Origin of the sequence: Bradyrhizobium sp. YR681 (assembly GCF_000282615.1) — a bacterium.
Classification (GTDB): domain Bacteria; phylum Pseudomonadota; class Alphaproteobacteria; order Rhizobiales; family Xanthobacteraceae; genus Bradyrhizobium.
Window position 1 is genome coordinate 31818 of record NZ_AKIY01000325.1, and the last position, 18971, is coordinate 50788.

The 18971-nt window shown below is 63.6% G+C and carries 18 protein-coding genes; 6 read left to right on the forward strand and 12 right to left on the reverse strand.

Annotated features, from left to right (window positions below):
* Positions 1–36: 36 nt before the first annotated feature.
* From PMI42_RS39545 to hpaR, 9 genes are all read right to left on the reverse strand, one after another.
* Positions 37–498, reverse strand: coding sequence for a hypothetical protein (locus PMI42_RS39545; protein ID WP_157195872.1), 462 nt, complete (start codon positions 496–498; stop codon positions 37–39).
* Between the two features lie 2 nt (positions 499–500).
* Entirely contained in the window at positions 501–1211 is a 711-nt protein-coding gene (locus PMI42_RS34880; RefSeq protein WP_008144053.1) for a P-loop NTPase family protein, read from the reverse strand.
* A 326-nt stretch (positions 1212–1537) separates the two neighbouring features.
* Positions 1538–3061 carry a UxaA family hydrolase gene (locus PMI42_RS34885; protein WP_008144055.1) on the reverse strand — a complete coding sequence of 508 codons (1524 nt, stop codon included), beginning with the start codon at positions 3059–3061 and terminating at the stop codon, positions 1538–1540.
* 167 nt (positions 3062–3228) lie between these two features.
* On the reverse strand, positions 3229–4005 hold the full coding sequence (locus PMI42_RS34890; protein WP_008144057.1) for an HpcH/HpaI aldolase family protein: 777 nt from the start codon (positions 4003–4005) through the stop codon (positions 3229–3231).
* Positions 4006–4260: 255 nt separating this feature from the next.
* The gene (locus PMI42_RS34895; protein ID WP_008144060.1) at positions 4261–4989 is read right to left on the reverse strand and encodes an ABC transporter ATP-binding protein; all 729 of its coding nucleotides are present in this window, start codon (positions 4987–4989) and stop codon (positions 4261–4263) included.
* Positions 4989–6767, reverse strand: a complete 1779-nt coding sequence (locus tag PMI42_RS34900; RefSeq protein ID WP_008144062.1) for a branched-chain amino acid ABC transporter ATP-binding protein/permease — start codon at positions 6765–6767, stop codon at positions 4989–4991. The genes PMI42_RS34895 and PMI42_RS34900 overlap by 1 nt, the downstream gene beginning before the upstream one ends.
* On the reverse strand, positions 6764–7636 hold the full coding sequence (locus PMI42_RS34905; protein ID WP_008144065.1) for a branched-chain amino acid ABC transporter permease: 873 nt from the start codon (positions 7634–7636) through the stop codon (positions 6764–6766). The genes PMI42_RS34900 and PMI42_RS34905 overlap by 4 nt, the downstream gene beginning before the upstream one ends.
* Positions 7637–7719: 83 nt before the next feature.
* Positions 7720–8862, reverse strand: coding sequence for an ABC transporter substrate-binding protein (locus PMI42_RS34910; protein ID WP_008144067.1), 1143 nt, complete (start codon positions 8860–8862; stop codon positions 7720–7722).
* A 294-nt stretch (positions 8863–9156) separates the two neighbouring features.
* Complete coding sequence (gene hpaR / locus PMI42_RS34915) at positions 9157–9675, reverse strand: homoprotocatechuate degradation operon regulator HpaR (protein ID WP_035967495.1); 519 nt, start codon at positions 9673–9675, stop codon at positions 9157–9159.
* Positions 9676–9787: 112 nt separating this feature from the next.
* On the opposite strand from hpaR, the gene hpaH reads away from it, so the two are divergent.
* From hpaH to PMI42_RS34945, 6 genes are all read left to right on the forward strand, one after another.
* Entirely contained in the window at positions 9788–10594 is an 807-nt protein-coding gene (gene hpaH, locus PMI42_RS34920; protein ID WP_008144071.1) for a 2-oxo-hept-4-ene-1,7-dioate hydratase, read from the forward strand.
* 32 nt (positions 10595–10626) lie between these two features.
* Positions 10627–11025, forward strand: coding sequence for a 5-carboxymethyl-2-hydroxymuconate Delta-isomerase (locus tag PMI42_RS34925; RefSeq protein ID WP_008144073.1), 399 nt, complete (start codon positions 10627–10629; stop codon positions 11023–11025).
* On the forward strand, positions 11018–12556 hold the full coding sequence (hpaE, locus tag PMI42_RS34930) for a 5-carboxymethyl-2-hydroxymuconate semialdehyde dehydrogenase (RefSeq protein ID WP_008144076.1): 1539 nt from the start codon (positions 11018–11020) through the stop codon (positions 12554–12556). Before PMI42_RS34925 ends, hpaE begins: the two co-directional genes overlap by 8 nt.
* A gap of 124 nt (positions 12557–12680) precedes the next feature.
* The gene (gene hpaD / locus PMI42_RS34935; protein ID WP_008144078.1) at positions 12681–13664 is read left to right on the forward strand and encodes a 3,4-dihydroxyphenylacetate 2,3-dioxygenase; all 984 of its coding nucleotides are present in this window, start codon (positions 12681–12683) and stop codon (positions 13662–13664) included.
* 3 nt (positions 13665–13667) lie between these two features.
* Positions 13668–14537, forward strand: coding sequence for a fumarylacetoacetate hydrolase family protein (locus PMI42_RS34940; RefSeq protein WP_008144080.1), 870 nt, complete (start codon positions 13668–13670; stop codon positions 14535–14537).
* 25 nt (positions 14538–14562) lie between these two features.
* Positions 14563–16188: a thiamine pyrophosphate-dependent enzyme gene (locus PMI42_RS34945; protein ID WP_008144082.1), complete on the forward strand. Its 1626-nt coding sequence runs from the start codon at positions 14563–14565 to the stop codon at positions 16186–16188.
* Here PMI42_RS34945 and PMI42_RS34950 read toward each other — a convergent pair.
* Genes PMI42_RS34950 through PMI42_RS34960 form a run of 3 tightly spaced genes read right to left on the reverse strand, consistent with a single transcriptional unit; the run spans position 16166 to position 18873 of the window.
* A complete protein-coding gene (locus PMI42_RS34950) occupies positions 16166–17407 on the reverse strand; it encodes an MFS transporter (protein WP_008144084.1) in 1242 nt (413 codons plus the stop codon). The two genes, PMI42_RS34945 and PMI42_RS34950, sit on opposite strands and share 23 nt — an antisense overlap.
* Before the next feature lie 53 nt (positions 17408–17460).
* Entirely contained in the window at positions 17461–18114 is a 654-nt protein-coding gene (gene alkB / locus PMI42_RS34955; protein WP_008144086.1) for a DNA oxidative demethylase AlkB, read from the reverse strand.
* Between the two features lie 9 nt (positions 18115–18123).
* Positions 18124–18873 (reverse strand): 2OG-Fe(II) oxygenase, encoded by a 750-nt coding sequence (locus PMI42_RS34960; RefSeq protein ID WP_008144088.1) that lies wholly within the window; start codon positions 18871–18873, stop codon positions 18124–18126.
* Positions 18874–18971: the final 98 nt, after the last annotated feature.

Consider the following 18971-nt stretch of genomic DNA (forward strand, 5'->3'; position numbering starts at 1 on the left):
TCTTCTAAACGCAAGCTCTCCGCGCGTCCGCGAAGCCTAAGCTAAGATTTTTGAAAAGAAAGATAAGCTCAATACTGCGAGCCCCCAAAAGATTGGCTCGCCGTTCTGGATTGCACCCAATACCCTTTCCTCTATACTGTATCGAAGATGATATTCGTAACGTATCGAGCGCTCTTCCCAGTCCTTTGACACACTATTTTCGTCTAGCGCATCAATTCGATACGTCAGTCGATTCAGGCGGTTTCGCTGCCTAACTTTATCTATAGCCCAAGTCCCGCACACCAGCGTCGCAGATAAAAGAACAGAGATTCTAAAGCGATCGTCCGCAATCCCGTGCGCGCCAACCGCCAACAAAAGGGCCACACAAACCAAACGTCCGAAATAATCTGAGATAGCAAGATGATTTACAATCTGATGAAGTTCGCTAGCCAGCCTTTCGCGCTGCGGATTTAAAGAAGCTGAAGAGCGCTTCCGCCTGATAGAGGGATCTTCGGCCATAACTAACCTTCGTTTAGCTTCAGAGCTAGCTTTTGGATTACGTTGTTGGCGGATTTTCCTTCGTCAAACGCCTCTACCAGGCTCGACTCGAGAACGTAACAATCAATCGTATCTACCCCAAACTTGGCCTGCTGTTTTGATCGAACGAATTCGTTCATTTTTTTCAGGAACGAACTCGCCCTCTTCGGATCTACCCTGTCTCTCTTGTTGGCTACTATGTAAACGGCTTTCAGCTTTCGCTTGAGCGAACGGCTCTTTTGGTAAGTTGAAGAAAGATACTCGAAGAACTCTTCAAGATAGTGACGCGCGTTGTTGTCATCTTTACTCTCCCAAGCGCCAGACATGTCGATGACCACCAAAATTGCATGAGGCTTGTAAGTTTTAGCTAGGCCAGCGTGTGCTTCGGCTGATACTTGTCCCACAGTATCGATCGCCTTTCGGACTTCGAGAGCTAGGGACTTGTCCCGCCCAACTTTGACGGAGAAGGCGGCAGTTTTCTTCACCGTTCGGGTTCGCGTGGTCTCTTGTTCAGCAAATACTCCATACTGGATGTAACGCACCAGGCTGGTCTTGCCCGCTCTGGCCTGCCCAACAACTAGCAGATCCCTTCCTACCCATTTGGACTTAATCCAAGCAAAACCGCGAGGTGTTACCCGCGTAAAGATCTCCATACCAACTTTGATGGCAACGGCTGATGCTGGATCTGGAGGCATGATCTACTCACAGTAAGGATGGTAAAAATATACAACTACAAAATTATTTGTACTTCGACTGAAAAATTTAGCAATATGCAAGCTTATTCGCACGCACCCGATTTGACGCGTCGTCCTAAGGGCCTATTTTCAAGGAATGCTGCGCTCTCCAATGAACAAGCAATAGCACGGCGAAATTGCTCAGCTGGATGCGCCGCCAAATTCGGTACCTCTTGTCCTATAGGCAGGATGAACTGAGCCTGGACGCTTTACCTAGTTCGTCGAGAACTACTCATAGACATACAATATAAAGAACTTAAAAATCTTAGCCGCAGACAGATTACCCACTACATCGTCGCGCCAAGCACCCAGGGCGCGAACTCGGCGCCGCCGAAATCAAAGCTCTCGCTCTTGGTCGGCTGCCCCGAGGCCGTCTTCAAGATCAGCTCGAAGATGCGCTGGCCGCACTCCTGGACGCTCTCCGCGCCTTCGAGGATGGTGCCGCAATTGACGTCCATGTCCTCTTCCATGCGCTTGTACATGGGCGTGTTGGTGGCGAGCTTGATCGAGGGCGCGGGCTTGCAGCCGAACACGCTGCCGCGCCCCGTCGTGAAGCAGACGAGGTTGGCGCCGCCGGCGACCTGCCCCGTTGCCGCCACGGGATCGTAGCCGGGCGTGTCCATGAACACGAAGCCGCGCTTGGTCACGGGCTCGGCGTAGCGCAAGACGTCGACGAGATTGGTGGTGCCGGCCTTGGCCATCGCGCCGAGCGACTTCTCCAGAATAGTGGTGAGACCGCCGGCCTTGTTGCCGGGGCTCGGATTGGCGTTCATCTCGGCGCCTTCGCGCGTCGTGTATTCGTCCCACCAGCGCATCAGGTCGACGAGCTTCTCGCCGACCTCGCGACTGACGGCACGACGGGTGAGCAGATGCTCGGCGCCGTAAGTCTCGGGCGTCTCCGACAGGATCACGGTGCCGCCGTGACGGACGATGAGATCGCTAGCCGCGCCCAGCGCCGGATTGGCCGACACGCCGGAATAGCCATCGGAGCCGCCGCATTGCAGAGCCACGGTCAGCTCGCTCACTGGCACGGACTCACGCTTGACCTTGTTGGAATCCGCGAGCGCTTCACGCACGAAGGCGATGCCGGCTTCCACCGTCTTGCGGGTGCCGCCGACCTCCTGGATGTCCATCGCGCGCAAGCGGCCGGCGAGCTTCTGCTCTTCCATCAGGCCGCCGATCTGATTCACCTCGCAGCCGAGGCCGAGCACGATGACATGAGAGAAGTTCACGTGCCGCGCATAGCCGCCGAGCGTGCGGCGGAGCAATGCCAGCGGCTCGTTCTGCGTCATGCCGCAGCCGGTCTTGTGGGTCAGCGCGACGACGCCGTCGACGTTCGGGAAATCGGCCAGCGGATTGTCGCCGGTGAACGGATTCTTCTTGAAGACGTCGGCGACGAGACCAGCAACATGCGCGCTGCAATTCACCGAGGTGAGGATGCCGATGTAGTTGCGCGTGGCGACGCGGCCGTCAGGACGGCGGATGCCTTCGAAGGTCGCCGGCAGATCGAAATTCGGCGTCGGCTTGACGTCGGCGCAATAGGCGTAGTCCTTGGCGAAATCACCCATGCCGCAGTTCTGCACATGCACGTGCTGGCCTGGCGCGATCGGAATGGTCGCAAAGCCGATGATCTGGCCGTAGCGGATGACAGGCTCGCCCAATGCGATCGGCTTGATCGCGACCTTGTGGCCGGAGGGAATGCGCTCGACCGTGGTGACGCCGTCGGCCACGACCGTGCCCGGCGGCAGGCTCGCGCGCGCGATCAGCACGCCATCATCGGGATGCAGGCGGATGACGGGGCTGATGGTCATGGCAGGTCTCCTTGGGTCTTCAAGTATCGTGCCCCGGACGCAGCGCAGCGTGAAACGGTGCGCTGCTGAGCCGGGGCCTAGTTGTCACATCATGTGCTTCGCTGGCTTCTGGGTCCCCGCTCTGCGAAGCGGCGCTATGCGCCGCATCGCGTCCGGGACACGAGAGCTCAGGCCTTGCCGCCGGAATCCTTGCGGGTCGCGTTGACCTGCATCTTGGCGTAGGTGGTCATCAGGCCGACTTCGTTGGACAGCGTCACCAGCTTGAAGCCCATGTTGATGGCGCGCGCCGCGCCTTCAGCGCCGCTGCAATGGATGCCGGGGTTGAGGCCGCGCTTGCCGCATTCCTTGATGATCTTGTCGTAGATCGCGAGGATCTCGGGCTCGCTGCGGTCGAGCTTCGGCTCGAGGCCGTAGGAGAAGCCGAGATCGGACGGGCCGATATAGACGCCGTCGATGCCCTCGACGTCGAGGATCGCTTCCATGTTCTCGACCGCGGTCTTGGTCTCCATCATCGGCAGCAGGATGGTGTCGGCATTCGCGGTCTTCTGGTAGGAGCCGGCGGTGCCGTACATGCCGGCGCGGATCGGGCCGTTGGAGCGGACGCCCTGCGGCGGATATTTGGAATAGGAGACGAGGTTCTTGGCTTCCTGCGCCGTGTTGACCATCGGGCAGATCACGCCATAGGCGCCGCCGTCGAGCACCTTGCCGATGATGCCGGGCTCGTTCCAGGGCACGCGGACCATCGGGGTCACGGGATGCTTGTCCATCGCCTGGAAGCACTGCACCATCGACAGATAGTCCTGCACGCCATGCTGCATGTCGACGGTGACGCTGTCGAAGCCGCATTGCGCGATCATCTCGGCCGAGAAGCCCGAGGGAATGGCCAGCCACGCGTTGACCACGGCCTTGCCCGACTTCCAGATTTCCTTGACCTTGTTCGCCACGTTGCCTTCCTTCTTTGTTGTTGGGCCTTCGTCACCATGACGAGCGCCGCGACAGCACGACACCGCTGTTACCGCGATCCGGCTCGCCGCGCTACGTTCGCAATGACGCAAGACCTATGCGCTCGCCCGCAGGGTGCGGGCCTCGCGGGCGGCGACTGTATCGCCGCCCGGGTTCATCCGGCAAGGGGATGCCTTTCAAGGCGCTCGGCCGGGGTTTCCGCTCGGAAACGGCATCCCGATGACGGAACCCCGGGGCTAGGCACTCACCTTGGCATGGCCGCCGAGATAGGCGGCGCGGATGGCTTCGTTGCCCCAGAGTTCGTCGGGCTTGCCGCCGAGAACGATGCGGCCGGTTTCGAGAACATAGCCGTAATCGGCGACCGACAGGCCCATGCGGGCGTTCTGCTCGACCAGCAGGACCGTGGTGTTGCGCCGGATCTCGGAGATGATCTTGAACACGGCCTGCACGATCACGGGCGCTAGCCCAAGCGAGGGCTCGTCGAGCAGCAGCAGCCGCGGCTTGGCCATCAGCCCGCGCGCGACCGCCACCATCTGGAGCTGGCCGCCGGACAGCGTCCAGCCGAGCGCATTGGTGAACTTGCGGATATCAGGGAACAGGTCAAACATCGCGTCCGCCTCGCGCGAGATCTCCGAGGTCGGCGCCCGGCGATTGGAGGCGCCGAGCATGATGTTCTCTTTCACGGTGAGACCCGGGAAGACGCGGCGACCTTCGGGCACGTGGCTGATGCCCATACGGACGATCGCTTCCGGGCCGAGACCCGCGATCGACTTGCCGTCGTACAGGATGTCGCCGGACGTCGGCTTGGCGAGACCGGAGATGGCGCGCAGGGTCGTGGACTTGCCGGCGCCGTTGGCGCCCAGCAGCGTCACGACCTGCCCCTCCTCAACGACGCAGGTGACGCCGCGCAGCGCTTCGATCTCGCCGTAGCGGACCACCAGATTGCGGATTTCGAGCAACGGCATCATTCGCTCCCGAGATAGGCGGAGACGACGTCGGGATGACGCAGCACGGCCATGGATTCGCCGTCCGCGATGCGGCGTCCGAAGTTGAGCACGGTGATGTGCTGGGCCGCTTCCGAGACCAGCGTCATGTCGTGATCGATGATCAGGATGGTGAGCCCTTGCGCTGCGATACGCTTGAGCAGCTCATGCAGCTCGAGTTTTTCGGTCGAGTTCAAACCGGCCGCGGGCTCGTCGAGCAGGAGCAGCGTCGGATTCGAGGCGAGCGCGCGTGCGATCTCGATCAGGCGCTGGTGGCCGTAGGAGAAGCTCGAGATCAGCTCGTTGGCACGGCTGCCGAGGCCGACGAAGGTCAGCGCCTCCATCGCGCGCTCGGTCAGGGCGTCGTCGCCCTTCCCCACCATGGTGTTGCCGGGCCGCTCGGCGCCGATCTCGACATTCTCCAGCGCCGTCATCGAGCGGAACAGGCGGATGTTCTGGAACGTGCGGCCGAGACCAGAGGCCGTGCGCTGATGCGGCGGCATGTCGGTGATATCGGTGCCGTCGAGCACGATCCTGCCGGACGTTGCCTGGTACAGACCCGAGAGCACGTTGAGCGTGGTGGTCTTGCCCGAGCCGTTCGGCCCGATCAGCGCATGCACGCCGCCGCGCTTCACGGCGATATCGACGCCGTCGACGGCCTTGAGGCCGCCGAAATATTTCGAGAGACCGGTGACTTCCAGCACGGTGTCGCCGCCGGTCATCGCCGGCTTCAACTGCAAGGCACCCGCGACCGGAGGCGCCGCGAGCTTGGCGCGCCAGCGCGTGAAGGCATCGGCGACAAAACCCCAGATGCCGTCGGGCATGAAACGGATGATCAGGATCACGAACAGCCCGTAGATCGCCAGATACAGACCCGGCACGCTCTTGAGGAAGCGCAGCCATTCCGGGATCAGGATCAGCAGGCCCGTGCCGATCGCCGAGCCGATCGGCGAAGCCACACCGCCGAGCAGCGACATGGTCAGGAACACGATCGATTCCGCGAAGGAGAACTGATCGGGGCTGACATAGGCGAAGCCGCCGGCGAACAATCCGCCGGCGAGACCACCGAGCAGTGCGCAGAGCGCGAACGCGTAGATCTTGGTGCGGAAGACGTCGATGCCGTTGACGCCGGCCGCAAGCTCGTTGTCGCGCACCGCGCGCATGGCGCGGCCGAGTTTGGTGTCGGAGAGATGCCAGACCAGATAGCCGACGATCGCCAGCATCGCGACACAAAAGGCGAGATAGCTCTGCGAGGTCTGGAACAGGTCGGGCCGCTTGATGTTGGAGACGCCGTCGGGGCCGTGCGTCAGCCAGATCGCGTTGATCATCACCAGCGTGACGATCTGCTGGAACGAGATCGTGACCATCGCAAGGTAGTGCCCGCCGAGCCGCAGGGTCGACATGCCGAGGAAGGCGCCGGCGAGCAGCGAGATCAGGCAGCCACCGACCAGGCACAGCCAGAAGCTGACATGCAGATCGGTCGTTCCGATGCCTACCGCATAGGCGCCGAGGCCGAAGAATGCGGCCTGCGCCAGATTGATCTGGCCGCACAGGCCGAGGACTACCGACAGCCCGAACACTGCGATCGAGAACGTGGTGGCCTGGAGCAGGATGTTGTGGACGTATCCGTCGAAGCGCATGTTGGCCGCGAGCGCGACCAGGATCGCCGCACCGATGAAGTACGGCAGGTGCCGGATCACGAGCGGCTTCGAACGGACGGCGGGCGCCGGAATCGGCATGTTGTCGCTGGGTGCGCTCATGCCTTCTCCGCCACGCGTTCGCCGAAGATGCCTTGCGGCCGGAAGATCAGGAAGGCGACCAGCACCAGGAAGGCGAAGCCGTCCTTGTAGGGCACCGAGATATAAGCAGCACCAAAGGTTTCGATCACGCCGAGCGCGAGGCCGCCGATGATGGCGCCGGCGACGTCGCCGAAACCGCCGATGATGGTGGCCGCGAACGCCTTGAGCGCGATGGTCGAGCCCATCTGGATCGAGACGAACAGCACCGGGGCGACGAGGATGCCGGCAAGGCCGCCGAGCACCGCCGAATAGATGAAGGTGATCATGATCATGGTGGAGACGGAAATGCCGAGCAACGAGGCCATTTCCTTGTCCTGCGAAGTCGCCTGCAGCTTCTTGCCGAGCAGCGTCTTCTCGAAGAACCAGAAATTGAAGATCACGAGGCAGATGGTGACGCAGATGATCAGCAGATACTGGCTGTCGAGATAGACCGGGCCGACCTGGATGCCGGGCGTTTCAAACCAGCCTTCCAGCACCTGCGGCTGCGGGCCGTAGATCGCGAGCACCGAGTTCGCCAGCAGGATCGAGGCGCCGATGGTGGCGATGATCACGGGCAGATAGGTGCGGTGACGCAGCGGATAATAGACGCCGAGATTGAAGACGACGCCGAGCAGCGCCATGCCGAGCAACGCGACGATGAAGGCCGCCCAATAAGGCAGACCGGCTTCGACCGCGACCACCATCAGATAGGCCGCGACCATGGAGAATTCGCCTTGGGCAAAATTCACCACGTTGGTGGCACGGAAGATCAGCACGAAGCCGAGCGCGACCAGCGCGTAGACGGCGCCGATACCGATGCCGGTGAAGAGGAGCTGTAGGGCGAGATCCATGACAAGCTTCTGTTGGAGGTCAAATAGGTTCGACAAAAGACGCCACGACCTCCCCGACCGGCATCGGGGAGGTCGCTTCCACGTCAGTCGTTGAACTCGATGTGCTTGTCGAAGACGATCTTGCCCTTCTCGTTCTTCACGATGTTGTAGCCGTGGAGACCGTCGCCGTTCTGGTCGAAATTGTATTCGCCCTCGGCACCCGGGAACTTCTTGATCGCGAGGATGGCTTCGCGGATCTTGGCCGGCTCGGTGCTGCCGGCCTTGTTGATCGCCGCCGACAGGACGTTGATCGCATCGAAGGTCCATGAGCTCTGGTTGTCCGGCGCAACCTTGACGGCATCGCGGTAGATCTTGCCGAACGCCTTCGAACCCTCGCTGGAATCCTCGGCATAGTCGGCGACGCCATAGGTATTGTAGAGCGCAGGGCCGGCGAGCTTCAGCGCGGTAATGTTGACGATCGAGGGCGAGCCGACCCAGGGGATGTTCACGCCGAGCTGTCGGAGCTGGCGGGCGAAGATGCCGAGGTCGTTCTCGAACGTGAAGTAGGAGCCGAGAATCTCGGCGCCGGACTGCTTGATCGCGAGCACGACCGGCGTGAAATCCTGGCTCTGGTTGGCATAGCCCTGATCGAAGGTCGTGCAGCCGAGCTTCTCGAGCGCACCGGTGAGCGCATTGCCGCCGGCGGTGCCGAACGCGTCGGTCGAATGCAGTACGGCCCACTTCTTCTTGCCGAGCGTGTTGACGCCGAATTCGGCGATGACGCGGCCGGAATAGCTGTCATTGGGGCGGAAGCGGAACAGCCACTGATTGTCCATATGCGTGAGTTTCGGATCGGTGCCGCCGATCATCACGGGCTTGCCGAGCTTGATGACGTCAGGCGCCATCGCGTGCACCTGGGTCGAACGGATCGAGCCGAGGAACCCGACAATATCAGGCTGAGACGCGAGCTTCGAGAAGGCGAGCACGATGCCGGGATTGGTGGTCTGATCGTCCTCGACGATCAATTCGCCCTGCTTTCCCAAAATACCGCCGGCCTTGTTGACGGCTTCGAGCGCGAGCTTGGCGCCCTTGATGGCGTAACCGCCGGACTCGGCGGCGGGGCCGGTGACGGGCGCGCACATGCCGATCTTGATGGTGGCACCCTGCGCATTCGCGCTCTTGATGATGTACGGAGCGGCAATGCCGGCAGCAATTCCGGCCGCGAAGTCGCGTCTCGTCAGTCTCATTCATTCCTCCCTGGGGCCGGGCATCCTTGTCGGCCCTTCTTGTCTTTGCTCTGTTTGGCTCTATCGCTGAATACAGAGCCGGATGCTAGTTACGAATTCTGCCGATACGAGTAAATTGAAATTGCGCTGACATCGACTAAGTGCGCAGAGCGCGCACCCAATAGTGATGAACACCCGCGACGGCTGTCTATTCTCGGCGATTTTTGAAGGGCTTTTCGTGACGAACGCCCTGCCCGCGCGTTATGCAATGACGACAGTCATGCGTAGCGGGAAAGTGATCATGCAAATTTGCCGTTACGTTTCGTCCGTCACGTCGTCACTTGCGTCGCTGGAAGCAAGACACACCTCCAACTGCCCGAGCATCTCCTGCAGCTCGGCGAGCTTGCGTGCGCCGAACCGTCGCGTGATCTCCGCATAAATCGCCTCAGAGGATGGCGCGACCGAAGCCATCAGCTTCACGCCCTCCTTCGAGATCGAGACCATGCTGCGACGCTGGTCCGTCTTCGCGGTCTGGCGCTCGATCAGATTGCGCGCCTCGAGATCGCGCAGGATGCGCGACAGGCTCGGGCCGAGCAGGAACGCCGTGCGCGCGAGTTCCGTGACCTCGGCAGCCTCGATGGAGGCCAGCGCGCGGAGGATGCGCCATTGTTGCTCGGTCAGGCCATGCTCGCGCAGATTGGGCCGAAACTGCCGCATCACGGCCTCGCGCGCCCTGAGCAGCGACATCGGCAGCGAGCGCGAGAAATCGCGCATCGGCACCTGGCGCGCGGCAGGTGCGCTTGCGTTCGCGGGATCAGCCGGTCTCTTCGTCATGACATCCCTTCAAGCCCGCAAATGTTTGCAGTGCAGCAAGGCCAGATTCTGTTTGACGCATTCACTTAACATGTTAAGTATTTCCCGGCACCACCAATTTGGCCGATCACAGATGTCGCTTTCCAACGACGATATCCAGTCTTGCGCGAACCGTCTGCATCAGGCGGAGAAGACCCGCACGCAGATCCGGCAGCTCTCGCAGGATTTCCCGGGGATCACCATCGCAGACGCTTACGCGATTCAGAAGGCCTGGGTTGACGTCAAGATCGCCGAGGGGGCCATCGTCAAAGGCCACAAGATCGGCCTGACCTCGAAGGCGATGCAGAGCGCGCTTGGCATTAACGAGCCGGATTCCGGCATGCTGCTCGACGACATGTTCTTCGCCGACGGCGGCGTCGTCCCGACCGAGCGCTTCATCGCGACGCGTGTCGAGGCCGAGCTCGCCTTCGTCATGAGCAAGCGGCTCTCGGGTCCTGATTGCACGATGTTCGACGTGCTCAACGCCACCGACTTCGTGGTGCCGGCGCTGGAGATTCTGGATACGCGGATCGAGCGCATCGATCCCAAGACCAAGGCGACGCGAAAGATCTTCGACACCATCGCCGACAACGCCGCCAATGCCGGCATCGTGCTCGGAGGACGACCGATCCGTCCGCTGGACGCCGATCTGCGCTGGATCGGCGCGCTGTGCTTCAGGAACGGTCAGCTCGAAGAAACCGGCCTTGCCGCCGGCGTCCTCAATCATCCCGCGACCGCGGTGGCGTGGCTCGCCAACAAGATCGCGCCGCACGGCCTCGCGCTCGAACCGGGACAGGTCGTGCTCGCCGGCTCCTTCATCCGCCCGATCGAGACCCGCAAGGGCGACACAATTCAAGCCGATTATGGCGCCTACGGCTCGGTGAGCTGCTACTTCGCGTAAAGCAACAAGACGACACAGGGAGTGAAACCGCGATGCCGCATTTCACGATCGAATATTCAGCCAATCTCGATGGCCGCCTCGACATCGGCGCCGTCTGCGAAGTCGTGCGCAAGGCGGCGGTCGAGACCGGCATCTTCCCGCTCGGCGGCATCCGCGTCCGCGCCATCCGCTGCGAGCATTATGCGATTGCGGACGCGCGGAACGACTACGGTTTCCTCGACATGGTGCTGCGCATCGGCGAGGGCCGCGACCTCCCTACGCGCCAGAAAGCCGGCGAACACGTCTTCCAGGCGCTCTCGAAACATCTCGATCCCGTCTTCACCGCCAGCAAGTTCGCCCTCTCGTTCGACATGCAGATCAACGACAAGGACACCAGCTGGAAGCGCAACAACATCCACGACGCCTTGAAAGTGGAGACCGCACATGGATAAGCCCACCCCGAAAGGCGACGTCTTCCAGGTCAACCGCGACCGCGCAGCCCCGCTGCTGAAGACGCTGCGTGCCGACGGCATCGGCCACATGATCGACGGCAAGATCGTGCCATCGATATCAGGCGAGACGTTCGAGACGAAGTCGCCGGTCGACGGTGCCGTGCTTGCAAGCGTCGCGCGCGGCAATGCCGAGGACATCGATCGCGCCGCGACAGCAGCCGCGCTCGCGTTCAAATCCTGGCGCGACATGGGGCCGGCGATGCGGAAGAAGCTGCTGCATCGCGTCGCCGACGCCATCGAGGACAACGCCGAAGACATCGCGGTGCTCGAATGCATCGATACCGGGCAGGCGTATCGGTTCATGGCGAAGGCTGCCGTTCGCGCAGCCGAAAACTTCCGCTTCTTCGCCGACAAGTGCGCCGAGGCGCGCGATGGCCAGAACACGCCGAGCGACGAGCACTGGAACATCTCGACCCGCGTGCCGATCGGCCCGGTCGGTGTGATCACGCCGTGGAACACGCCGTTCATGCTCTCGACCTGGAAGATCGCGCCTGCGCTGGCGGCCGGCTGCACCGTCGTGCACAAGCCGGCGGAGTGGTCGCCGGTGACGGCCGCCATTCTCGCAAAACTCGTCAAGGAAGCCGGCGTGCCCGACGGCGTGCTCAACACCGTCCATGGCTTTGGCGAAGAGGCCGGCAAGGCGCTGACCGAGCATCCCGCCATCAAGGCGATCGGCTTCGTCGGCGAGAGTGCGACGGGCTCCGCGATCATGGTTCAGGGCGCACCGACTTTGAAGCGTGTGCATTTCGAGCTGGGCGGCAAGAACCCTGTCATCGTGTTCGACGACGCCGATCTCGACCGCGCGCTCGATGCGGTCGTGTTCATGATCTACTCGCTCAACGGCGAGCGCTGCACCTCCTCCAGCCGTCTGTTGATTCAGGCCAGCATCGCCGAGAAATTCGTGGAGAGGCTGACCGCGCGCGTGAAGGCGCTGAAGGTCGGCCACCCCCTCGATCCCGCTACCGAAATCGGGCCGCTGATCCACGAGCGGCATCTCGCAAAGGTCTGCTCCTATTTCGACGTCGCGCGGCAGGACGGCGCGACCATTGCGGTCGGCGGCAAGGCCTATGACGGCCCCGGCGGCGGACATTATGTCGAGCCGACGCTGGTGACCGGCGCGAACGGCAAGATGCGCGTGGCGCAGGAGGAAGTATTCGGCCCGTTCCTGACGGTGCTGCCATTCAAGGACGAGGCGGACGCGATCGAGATCGCCAACGACATCCGCTATGGCCTCACCGGCTATGTCTGGACCAACGATGTCGGCCGGAGCTTGCGCGTCGCCGACGCGCTGGAGGCCGGCATGATCTGGCTGAACTCGGAAAACGTCCGCCATCTGCCGACGCCGTTCGGCGGCATGAAGGCCTCGGGCATCGGCCGCGACGGCGGGGATTACTCGTTCGACTTCTTCATGGAAACCAAGCACGTCTCGCTGGCGCGGGGCACGCACAAGATTCAGAAGCTGGGAATTTAGGGAGACGGTCATTCCGGGGCGTGCGGAGCACGAGCCCGGAATCCACGTCCACCAGCCGGGGTTATGGATCCCGGGCCTGGCCTTCGGGCCATCCCGGGATGACGAGAAGAGAGGGGAAACGCCAATGCCCGTACCGCAACATATCTTCGAGCCGCCCTTCAACATCATCCGCTCGAGCCATGTCGTGCTCGACGTGACCGATCTGAAGCTCAGCCGCGAATTCTATGAGACCACCGTTGGCCTGCATGTCGAGGATGCCGACGACAAATTCGTCTACTTGCGCGCAGCCGAGGAGCACCAGCATCACTCGCTGGTGCTGCGCAAGGCGGCCGCGCCGGCCTGCGCCCGGCTCGGCTTCAAGGTCGGCAACGACGGGGATCTCGACAAGGCCACGGCCTTCCTCTCCGAGAACGGCCTTGGCTACGCCTTCGTCGATCAGCCTTTCCAGGGCCGCACGCTCCAGTTCACCGACCCCTTCGGCTTCCAGATCGAGCTCTACGCGGCGATGGACCGCCGGCCGCATCTCTTGCGCCGCTACGACCTCTACAGGGGATGCCACCCGCAGCGGCTCGACCATTTCAACGTCTTCGCCGCCGAGGTGCAGGACACCGTCGACTTCTATGCCCGGCTCGGCTTCCGCCTCACCGAGTATGCGGAAGAGGACGGGCCGAACGGCCGGATCGCCGCGGCGTGGATGCACCGCAAGGGCAATGTCCACGATTTTGCCATCACCAACGGCAAGGGCCCTCGCCTGCACCACTTCGCCTACTGGACACCGACGGCGATGAACATCATCCATCTCTGCGACGTCATGGCTTCCCAGGGTTTTGTGAAGAACATCGAGCGCGGCCCCGGACGCCACGGCATCTCGAATGCGTTCTTTCTCTATGTCCGCGATCCCGACGGACATCGGCTCGAGCTCTACACCAGCGACTACTTTACCGGCGACCACGACCACAAGCCGCTGCGCTGGTCGCTGCGCGATCCGCGCCGCCAGACGTTGTGGGGCGCGCCCGCGCCGCGTTCCTGGTTCGAGCAGGGCTCGCCGTTCGCAGGGCAAACCGTGCGTGAGCCGAAATTCGTGGCCGACGTGCTGGTGGCGGATTAGGCCATGAAGCTCCCCCGACTCGCCACATATTCCGTCAAGGGTGATACCAGCTACGGCGCCGTCCTGGAGGGCGGCATCGTCGATCTCTCCGCGCGCTACGCCAAGGACTATCCGACTCTGCGCGACGTGATCGCCGCCGGAAAGCTGGTGAGCTTCGCCGAGGAAGCCGCTGGCCGCACGCCGGACCACGCACTCGCCGACATCACCTGGCTGCCGCCAGTGCCCGCGCCGGAAAAAATCATCTGCATCGGCGTCAACTACCCCGATCGTAACGCGGAGTACAAGGACGGCCAGGACGCGCCGAAATATCCGAGCATGTTCATGCGCTCGCCCCGCTCCTTCGTCGGCCATGACACGCCACTGGTGCGCCCGCGCGCCTCCGCGCAGCTCGATTATGAAGGCGAGATCGTGCTGGTGATCGGCAAGCCGGGCCGGCACATTGCGGAGAGCGCCGCGCTCGACCACATCGCAGCGCTGACGCTCTGCAACGAAGGCTCGGTGCGCGACTGGCTGCGTCACGCCAAGTTCAACGTGACGCAGGGCAAAAACTTCGATTCCAGCGGCAGCCTCGGCCCGTGGCTGGTGCCCTACATCAGGGAAGCGCAGCTCGCCGACATCAGGCTGACCACGCACGTCAACGGCGAGCTCAGGCAGGACGACCGTACCAGCCGGCTAATGTTCCCGTTCCGCTATCTGATCAGCTATATCTCGACCTTCGCAACGCTCGTTCCCGGTGACATCATCGTGACGGGCACGCCGACCGGCGCCGGTGCGCGGTTCGATCCGCCGCGCTATCTGAAGCCGGGTGACGTGATAGAAGTCGCGGCCGAAGGCATCGGATCCTTGCGCAACGGTGTCGTCGACGAAGCCTGACCAACAACGCGAATGGAATGAAACAATGACCACCCTCACCGGCGGCGAAGCGATCGTAAGCGGGCTCGTCGCCCATGGCGTCGACACCGTGTTCGGCCTGCCCGGCGCGCAGGTCTACGGCCTGTTCGATGCCTTCCACCAGGCCCAGCTCAAGGTGATCGGCGCGCGGCACGAGCAGGCCTGCGGCTACATGGCGTTCGGTTATGCGCGCTCCAGCGGCCGGCCCGGCGTGTTCAGCGTGGTGCCCGGCCCCGGCGTGCTCAACGCCAGCGCGGCGCTGCTGACCGCCTTTGGATGCAACGAGCCGGTGCTGTGCGTCACCGGCCAGGTGCCGACGCAGTTCCTGGGCAAGGGGCGCGGCCATCTGCACGAGATGCCGGACCAGCTCGCGACCCTGCGCACCTATGTGAAATGGGCGGATCGGATCGAAACGCCCGGCAACGCGCCGATTACGGTCGCACGGGCGTTCCAGGAGATGACGTCCGGCCGGCGCGGCCCCGCCTCGGTCGAGATGCCCTGGGACATCTTCACCCAGCGCGCTGACACGGCCGCCGCGCAGGTGCTGGAGCCACTGCCCGCGCCGCGGCCCGATCCAGATCTCATCAAGCAGGCTGCCGCGCTGATCAAGAGCAGCAAGGCGCCGATGATCTTCGTCGGCAGCGGCGCGATCGAGGCGCGCGACGAAGTCCTCGAGCTTGCCGAGATGATCGACGCGCCCGTCGTTGCCTTCCGTAGCGGCCGCGGCATCGTCTCCAATGCGCACGAGCTCGGGCTCACCATGGCCGCCGCCTATAAACTGTGGCCGAAGACCGATCTCATGATCGGCATCGGCTCGCGGCTGGAGCTGCCGACCATGTCGCGCTGGCCGTTCCGCCCCGACGGGTTGAAGAGCATCCGCATCGACATCGATCCGGTCGAGATGCGGCGCTTCATCTCGGACACGGCCATCGTCGCCGATGCCAGGGCCGCAACCGCCGACCTCGCTGCTGCCGTCAGCAAGGCCGGCTACAGCAAGACCGCCGGCCGCCGCGCCGCGATCCGTGAGGCGACTGCGACCGCGCTGGCGGAAATCCAGCGCATCCAGCCGCAGATGGCGTATCTGAACATTCTGCGCGAGGTGCTGCCGGCAAACGCGATCGTCACCGATGAACTGTCGCAGTTCGGCTTCGCCTCCTGGTATGGCTTCCCGATCTATGAGCCGCGCACCTTCATCACCTCGGGCTATCAGGGCACGCTCGGCTCGGGCTTCCCGACCGCGCTGGGTGCCAAGGTCGCCAATCCCGACAAGCCGGTGGTGGCGATCACCGGCGACGGCGGCTTCATGTTCGGCGTACAGGAGCTTGCCACCGCCGTGCAGTTCAACATCGGCGTGGTGACGCTGGTGTTCAACAACAACGCCTACGGCAATGTCCGCCGCGACCAGCGCGAACGATTCGACGGCCGCGTGGTGGCGTCAGATCTGGTCAATCCTGACTTCGTCAAGCTCGCGGAGTCCTTTGGTGTCGCATCCGCGCGCGTCACCGCACCGGACCAGTTCAAGGCGGCGATGGAGAAGGCGCTCGCGCATGGCGGGCCGTACCTGATCTCGGTCGAGGTGACCAGGGATTCGGAAGTCAGCCCCTGGGCGTTCATCCACCCGCCGAAGCCTTGAGGTGACCACCCCCCTGTAACCGCGCCGCCGCGATCACCAGCAAGCCGGCGCCTGCGACCGACCAGCAGGCGACCGGCGCCCAATGCAGCAACGGCGCGTAGTCCGGCATCTTCTGCAAGCCGCCGGCGACGGCGGCCATGCGCGCGAAGGTGCCGAGGGCCAGCGCCGAGAACACGAGCCCCGTGACCTTTCCCTCCGCGCCGGTCGAGCCGATGGCAAGCGCGGCCGAGATCGCGCTCATCAGCATGCAGCCCCACGCCGCTCCGGCGAGAAATTGCGCGGCGATCAGAACGTTGAGGCTACCGGCGAATTCGGCCGCAGCGATCGCGACCGCTCCGAGCAATCCGGCCGCGCCCATCACGATCAGGCCGCCGCGGTGCTTGACGACGAGGCTCGCCGGAAACATCGCGATGTTGAAGCCGATCCAGAACACCGGCATCAGCCATGGCAACTCGTCGGGCCTCGCAAAACGCAGATAGAACGGCGCGCTGTTCATGGCGAAGTGCAACTGATAGCCGAGCGCGAGCGCCACCATCGCGACGATGAAAGCGATCGGCACGAGGCCCAGCGGCTTTGCCGCCTCGGCCGGTGTCGGCGGCACGGTGTCGCGCGCGACATCATGTTCGATGCGCGACAGCCCCAGCGCCGTGAGCAGCAGCACGGCGCTGGAGATCACGAACGGCAGCCGCGCATCGTGCTCGCGCATCACCACACCGAGATAGGGCGAGACCGCGCCGGCGACGCCATAGCCGAGCATCGCGAGCGCGGCGAGGAACGGCACCTGCGGCCGCGCGCGGTACTTGCCGAGCAGGGTCAGCGGCGGCGCGCGCAGCGCGGATGACGCGACCGACCACACCACGATCAGCGCGATGAACCAGCCCTGCGCGGCAGCGCCGCCTCCGGCGACGAAGGGCAGCGCGACGAATGCGGCGCAGGAGATCGCGGCCACGAGCCCGACGAACAGGCCAAGCCTGCCGACATGGGGCGCGAGCTTGTCGGCGGCGATCCCCATGGCGGTGTCGGCGATGGTGAAGATCGCCTGGTCCAGCATCAGGATGAGGATGACGGCGGATGGCGCGATGCCGACTTCGGCGGCGAGCTTTGGCAGATAGATGACGTAGGTGGTCCAGCCCAGCGAGAATACGAGTTGCAGCGCGGCGAGATAAAGGCCGGTGCGGTTGGCCGTCCCGCTGTGGGCCGAGAGCTGTGTTGTCGTCATATCGCCGCCTCCCCGTCCCGAGCTTAGACGAGTGGGGGCTGCGAGAAAACGTGTCAACGCGTCCTTCGGAAGGTCAAATTGATTCGTTTCCGCCCGAGCAGCGCGTGCTCGCCCTCGGCGAGCGGCGCGACGCCGTGATAGGCGAGCCGGCTGGCGCCGCCCCAGACCACGACGTCGCCATGGACGAGCCGGAAGCGCCGCGGCTTGTCGGCGCGCGCCATGCCGCCGAACAGGAACGTCGCTGGCAGGCCGAGCGAGACCGAGACGATTGGCGCCGAATAGTCCAGCTCGTCCTTGTCCTGATGCAGCGACAGCCGCGTGCCGGGCTCGTAGCGATTGACGAGGCAGGCATCGGGCGCAAAGCCGGCAAAGCCGCCCTGCTCCGCCGCGCTGCGGGCGAGATCGCGGAGCACCGGCGGCATGACTGGCCACGGCGCGCCGGTGCGCGGATCGATGGGATCGTAACGATAGCCGGTGTGATCGGTGATCCAGCCGCGCTCGCCGCAATTTGTCATCGCCACCGACATCAGATGACCGCCGGGCGTGGTCATGCGACGGAACGGCGACTGCGCCACGATGGCGCGCACCGCTTCGATCAGCTCGCTCTCGATCGGCTTGACGAAACCGCGCAGCAGCACGGCACCGTCGGCGATCTCCTCACGCGACGGCTGGGCCTCGGCGACATTGTCGAACAGATCAGCCGTCAATAGCAGCGCTCATTTGGCATCATGAAAGATCACACCCAGGGTATGGCGCCGGCCAGAGCGAATCCGGCTGACGCCATGGCGGAGATTAACGCGGTAGGTGCCGCGTGTCCCCTGCACCGGGCGGTGATGCACGGCGAAAGCGACGGCGTCGCCCTGCGCGAGCGGCACCACCTCGGCGCGGGACTGCATGCGCGGGCGCTGCTCGGTCAGCACGAACTCGCCGCCGGCGAAATCGCGGCCGGGCTCGGAGAGCAGGATCGCGACCTGGAGCGGGAACACGTGCTCGCCATAGAGGTCCTGGTGCAGGCAATTGTAGTCGCCGGCCTCATATTGCAGCAGCAGCGGCGTTGGCCGCGCCTGCCCCGCTTCGTGGCAGCGTTTCAGGAATGCGGCATGCGAGGCGGGATAGCGGATGTCGATCCCCATCGCCTCGTTCCAGCGGCTGGCGACGCCTTGCAGATGCGCATAAAGCGCCGGGCGCAGTTGCGCGATCAGGTCGGGCAGCGGATAGGAGAAATACTTGTATTCACCGCGGCCAAAGCCATGGCGGCCCATAACGATGCGGCTGCGGAAGTTGGCGTCGTCGGGGTAGAGCGCGGCGACCGCGCGGCATTGCTCGGGGGTGAGCAGGTTCTTCAGGACGGCGCAGCCCTGGGTGTCGAGTTCGGCGGTGATTTGAGGCCAATCGAGGGCATCGATGTGCGCGGCGAGGTCGACCGCCATGTTAACAGCAGCGGGAGCACGTTTCGCAATTGCCATAGCGACATCCTATCCACATCCGTCATTCCGGGGCGCGCCCTCTAGGGCGCGAGCCCGGAATCCATACTCCCGATCGTGGTTATGGATTTCGGGCTCGC